Source organism: Acinetobacter sp. YH16032 (assembly GCF_013417345.1).
In the GTDB taxonomy this organism is placed as follows: Bacteria; Pseudomonadota; Gammaproteobacteria; order Pseudomonadales; family Moraxellaceae; genus Acinetobacter.
On record NZ_VPEE01000106.1, the window covers coordinates 1 to 2,534 of the forward strand.

Annotated in this window: 2 protein-coding genes and 2 pseudogenes; all 4 read left to right on the plus strand. The window is 35.4% G+C overall.

Annotation, left to right across the window (positions count from 1 at the left end; translation table 11 throughout):
- Positions 1–277 precede the first annotated feature (277 nt).
- Positions 278–430 (plus strand): annotated as a pseudogene (locus FTV32_RS16500) (hypothetical protein); the annotation flags it as partial.
- A 181-nt stretch (positions 431–611) separates the two neighbouring features.
- Positions 612–872, plus strand: a complete 261-nt coding sequence (locus FTV32_RS16505; protein WP_035270813.1) for a helix-turn-helix domain-containing protein — start codon at positions 612–614, stop codon at positions 870–872.
- Positions 869–2,098 (plus strand): type II toxin-antitoxin system HipA family toxin, encoded by a 1,230-nt coding sequence (locus tag FTV32_RS16510; RefSeq protein ID WP_180029122.1) that lies wholly within the window; start codon positions 869–871, stop codon positions 2,096–2,098. The genes FTV32_RS16505 and FTV32_RS16510 overlap by 4 nt, the downstream gene beginning before the upstream one ends.
- Before the next feature lie 134 nt (positions 2,099–2,232).
- A pseudogene (locus tag FTV32_RS17365) lies at positions 2,233–2,407 on the plus strand (IS5/IS1182 family transposase); the annotation flags it as partial.
- Between the last annotated feature and the right edge of the window lie 127 nt (positions 2,408–2,534).

A 2,534-nucleotide genomic window follows, 5' to 3' on the forward strand; every position in this document is an offset into this window, starting at 1 on the left:
AAGTTCTTTATCCGACATAGACACCAACATATCAAACCGTCCGCTAAGAAAATTGCAAAAGTGCATATTCTAAAAGCGGACATTTTTACTTTGGAGAAACCGGACATTTCTACTTTGGGCTTACAAAATCATTTCGCATAATATAGATTATGTTAAATTAAGTACACTTGAATGATATCAGCGTTAGTGTATCAAGCATTAAAATTGAGCCCTCATTATTTATAAAAGCGTGTATTGGGCTGAACGAGCAGCCAATTGAGTTTATGCAAAATCTCAATATGTTATTGGGTCAATGTCCGATAAAGGTGATGTTTTACCGAAAGATTATAAAAAGGCATTGGATTGGTACACTAGGGCAGCAAATCAAGGCAATAATGATGCTACACAAGCTCTTAAAACGATGAAAAGTAAGTTGATTACAAATAATTAACTCACCTAACAGTTTAGGAAATAAAAGAAGGCAGTTAAAAATCTGCCTTTTTATTTATTGTTGAATTCTATTTTTAAGCTAATTTTTTGTTAAATACCCATAAAATGTTAGCTATATAGCTAACATTTGAAAATTTGTATGATATATTAGCTATATGGCTAATATTTGTGATTGGATTGCTATGATGAGTAGAGTAGAAATTGGGGAAAAAATTCGTATAGCACGAAAAGCTCTTGGTCATACACAGCAAGAATTATCAGAATTGACTCGAATTAACAAAACCACAATTTCTGAAATCGAGAATGGCCGCTTTACTGGTTCGTTTGACATATTTGAGCGTGTACTTGATACAGTAGGTTTACAGTTTGATGTATATCCGAAGCAACATTCGTTGCCCCACTGGGATGATATTGAAAATATGTTTTCGGAGGATAGCGAATGAGTACACCAAAGCTTCCAGCCAAAATCACTAATATTAAGGTATGCGCTAATCATGCTGAATTAGGCGTTTTAACATATGGTTCAGTGCACCACTATCAGCCGACTCAGGAAAAACAGCATGTATCACTCACTATGACTCGCAAAGGCATAGATGGTTATTCTTCCGGTGCACTTCACCCAATTTTTGCTCAGAATTTACCAGAAGGTTTTAATCGACGATTTATTGCTGAAAAACTTGCCAGATATGCCAAAGTTAATGACATGTATTTATTGGCACTACAAGGCAGTCAAGGAATTGGAATGCTCTCTTATAAAAGTGAGCTAAATTTGCCTGACGCAGATTCTTTAAACTTGAGTGAAATCCTATCTTACCGTAGTAAAGAACCCCTTTTTCCACAGCTATTAGAAAAATATTATCTCAGAAATTCTCTGTCCGGTATGCAACCCAAAGTGAGCATTCCGAATGCAAAAACTGTTCAAACGGATAGAACAGTTCAACAAAAAGATTTAATCGTAAAGTCGTTTGATTCGGAATTTCCATTACTTACCATCAATGAATTTGTTTGTATGCAGGCTGCGCGACAGTGTGGGCTTGAACCGCCACAAACGTACTTGTCTGAAAATTTAGAAACATATGTTGTAGAACGGTTTGATAAATCCAGTGATGGTACAAAACTAGGTTATGAAGATTTTACGACGCTCATGAAGAAATCAAATGACCCCGATGCAAAATACACAGGGAGCTACGAAACACTATTGAAAGCGACCCTTTTATACACTGGAAGCATAACTGAGGTTGAAAAAATGTATAAATGCATCGTATTCAACTGCTTAATTGGGAATGGTGATGCGCATCTGAAAAACTTTGCTCTACAGTATTCTCCGGATATGAAAAACATTTTTGTTTCACCACCATTTGATATTACGCATACACTTATATACGAATCAATAGATAATAAAATGGCGCTTAAACTCGCTGGAAGCAAAGCATTTCCTGAAATATCACATCTCTTAAAATTAGCTGAAAGCGAGCATTTTAGAATTAGAAATCCGCGAGAAATCATCGAATCTTTTAGCGAAAACATATTGGATTATCTCCAAGTATCTAATGAAGTGCAGCTATTTGATGGATTGCGGACATCTATAGAACAATCAATCTCAAATATTATAAAATCAAGCTCTAGTACAAAAATTTATCGACATGACAGAAAGAAGAAATTTGAATAATGAGAACAATAACCTATAAGTTACTGTTCTCGCCTACGCCAAAAGAATAGACGTCGTTTGTCCAAGAGATGCTTTAAATAGGCTTTGTTGCACAAACCTATCTATAAAGGCTTATTCAACATTATAATTCTCAAATGAATAAGCCCACATCTAAAATCTATCGCACAACCAATTAGCCTTCTTATAACAAAGCATTAATAAATCGAGAAAATATCTCTATTTGGTTTGATCCCAAAAACTCAATGGTACGCTCAACCAAAGGGCAAGCATGGTCTAAATCAAACCTATTCTGATGCTGCTATCCAATGCTGAACCGTACCGGGTTTGTCGGAGAGTCAATATTCTGAGAGACTATCCCGATGACAAAATTAAAATATACCCCTGAAATCAGAGAAAGAGCGGTTCAATTATTGATTGAATCTGAAAAAGATTATCC

Bases quoted from the DNA above. Each gene is read 5' to 3' on its own strand.
- FTV32_RS16505 (WP_035270813.1), top strand. From the start codon at position 612: ATGATGAGTAGAGTAGAAATTGGGGAAAAAATTCGTATAGCACGAAAA.
- FTV32_RS16510 (WP_180029122.1), top strand. From the start codon at position 869: ATGAGTACACCAAAGCTTCCAGCCAAAATCACTAATATTAAGGTATGC.